Below are 2,590 nucleotides of genomic sequence, written 5' to 3' on the forward strand. Positions count from 1 at the left end.
CCCGCCTCACCCTCGTCCCCGACACCGGAGATGAGGTGACCGACCAGCCCGTCCTCGAACTCAGCGCCTAACCGAAACCAACAGCAGAAGGATCACCGACCGCTACACCACTCGCCGGGGCTTGACCGGTGAAACGGTCATCGATTCCTGCGCCGATCACCATGGCACGCGCCTGTGAGGTAGACCGAATCTGACCACGTCGGGTTCGATGACGCACCTGATGGTCGCTCACTCTTCTGTCCGTCGTCCGTCTCGAAGCGTTCCTGATTCCCTTCGCGCACCTTCTGGTCGCAGAAGTCACCCGCCGTGTGCAGGTGCCTGCGGGAGGGAGAACGACGATGGCAACCACTGAGGAACAGCGTGCGGTGCGGGATGCGAAGCTCGACGCTTTGCATGAACAGCTCACCGGCGCGGTGGAGTCGTTGGTGTCGGGTGAGGACTGGAAGCAGGCGCTCACGTTCGCGGCCCGATTCCGTGCGCGCTCGTTCAACAACACGCTGTTGATCTTCGTGCAGCATCAGACAGCGTTCGAGGCCGGGCGGGTGCCGGAGCCGGTGCCAACGTACGTGGCGGGGTTCAAGCAGTGGCAGTCGCTCGGTCGTCAGGTCGAGAAGGGTCAGTCGGGGTACATGATTCTCGCCCCGGTCACTGGCCGGTTCGCGTCGTTCACGCCGAAGGTGGCGGAGTCGTGGCGCAGGCTCGGCCGGTTCGAGAAGCCAAAGCCGGGCGAGGCGGTGCGGTCTCGCATGGTCGGCGTCCGCCCCACCTACGTCTGGGATGTCTCCCAAACCGCCGGCGACCCGATCCCAGCCCCGCCGTCGCCCAGCCTCCTCAAAGGCGAAGCACCGGACGGACTCTGGGACGGCGTCGCCCGGTTGTTGGAGGCGGAGGGGTTCACGGTGTTGCGGGTGCCGCACGAGGGCATGATCCACGGCGCGAACGGCCTCACCGACTTCGGCGCGAAGACGGTAGCGGTGCGGGTGAACATGCCCGAGGCAGCTCAGGTGAAGACCCTCGTGCACGAGCTCGCGCACGTCCTCCTCCACGGACCCGACAATCCGGATGCTTCGGGTCATCGCGGGATCGGTGAGGTGGAGGCGGATTCGGTGGCGTTGATGGTCGCCGCCGCGCACGGCATGGACGCGTCCGACTACACGATTCCGTATGTGTCGGGGTGGGCGGCGACGGTGCCGGAGAAGTCCCCGGTCGAGGTCGTCCAAGCCACCGGCGAACGGGTGCGGAAGACAGCCGCGACGATCCTCGACCAACTCCCCACGGAACAGGTCGGCAACGGCGACCCTCCCGGTTTGAACCGCGATGCGCCAGTCAAGAAGCCCGCGGAGCCTGAGCGAACTCCGAGCGCTGATCCCGTGACGGAGGAGCCGCGTCGTGTCGCTGCCGGGGCGGTGAGGAGCCTGTGATGGGCGCCATCGACGTACTCGCTGAGGTGAGCGGGATGCCGCCCGCTGATGCTGCAGCGCGGTTCGCAGCGGTCGGGGTTCCGGTGTTCCCGTGCGTGCCCGGCCAGAAGCGCCCGCTGGTGCCTCGCGGATTCCATGACGCGAGCACCGACCCTCATCAGGTTTCGGGGTGGTGGTCGAGGTGGCCGGCCGCGAACATCGGCATCCCCACCGGTGCCGCATCCAGGGTCGAGGTCGTCGATGTCGACATTCACGCGACCGGCACCGGGTTCCCTGCCTTCCGCGAAGCGCACCGTGAAGGGCACGCGGCGGGGTGGGCCGCGCTCGTGCGCACCCCATCGGGTGGGCTTCACGCCTACTACCCGGCAGACCCCGACCGTTCGCAGTCGTCGTGGCAGGCAGCAAAGTCGCATGTCGATTTCCGTGGCGACGGTGGCTACATCATCGCCCCGCCCTCCATCGTGCTGCGCCCCAGCGGGGTCCGGGCACCGTATCGGCTGATCGTCACTGCAGGCGACACACCGACCCCTGTGGATGCGGCACGACTGCGCGAGTTCCTCGACCCGCGCACGCCGATCCCGACGAGCAACGCGCGTGCATCGCGTGCGCGCGAGCGGGGTTCGGATGCGAAGGTACTCGCGGGCTGGGTGGCTGGTCGTGGTGAGGGTGAGCGGAACCGTGGCCTGTTCTGGGCTGCGTGCCGCCTCGCCGAAGCCGGCACCTCACCCGACGCGACGCTCGCAGCGCTCGGCCCTGCGGCAGAGCACGCGGGACTCCGAGCGCGGGAGATCATGGCGACGATCCGCTCCGCCTACCGCACCACGACTCCCGCTTCGCGAGCCGTCACAGTGTCCGGGGCGGATGAGCAGCGTCTGGTGCGCGAATCAACGGGACGGGCGCTCTCATGAACGCCGAAGCCATCGCGGTGCCGCGGGGTCGCCGGTTGGCGGTCGTGACGGCGATCACGGGCACGGTGTTCATCGCGGCCGGTGCGTTCTGGCTGTCGTTCACCGCGCTAACCGATCTCGCTCGAAGGTCTGGGATTGATGCGGGGCAGGCGTGGGCGTGGCCGTTGATCGTGGACGGCATCATCGTCGTCGCGACCGTCGCCGTCGTCGCCCTCGCGAACCAGCGCCGACCGACCTGGTACCCGTGGACGCTGCTCGCGG

General features: G+C 68.2%; 3 protein-coding genes. All 3 read left to right on the plus strand.

Features of this window, described 5'->3' with window-relative positions; translation table 11 throughout:
* Positions 1-338 precede the first annotated feature (338 nt).
* Positions 339-1,421 carry an ArdC-like ssDNA-binding domain-containing protein gene (locus tag KZA10_RS12070; protein ID WP_218682996.1) on the plus strand — a complete coding sequence of 361 codons (1,083 nt, stop codon included), beginning with the start codon at positions 339-341 and terminating at the stop codon, positions 1,419-1,421.
* A complete protein-coding gene (locus KZA10_RS12075; protein ID WP_218682997.1) occupies positions 1,421-2,329 on the plus strand; it encodes a bifunctional DNA primase/polymerase in 909 nt (302 codons plus the stop codon). The genes KZA10_RS12070 and KZA10_RS12075 overlap by 1 nt, the downstream gene beginning before the upstream one ends.
* A partial coding sequence (locus KZA10_RS12080; RefSeq protein ID WP_218682998.1) for a DUF2637 domain-containing protein occupies positions 2,326-2,590 on the plus strand: 265 nt, incomplete at its 3' end. The genes KZA10_RS12075 and KZA10_RS12080, both read left to right, overlap by 4 nt.

Origin of the sequence: Microbacterium sp. BF1 (genome assembly GCF_019279095.1) — a bacterium.
GTDB classification, from domain to species: Bacteria; Actinomycetota; Actinomycetes; order Actinomycetales; family Microbacteriaceae; genus Microbacterium; species Microbacterium maritypicum.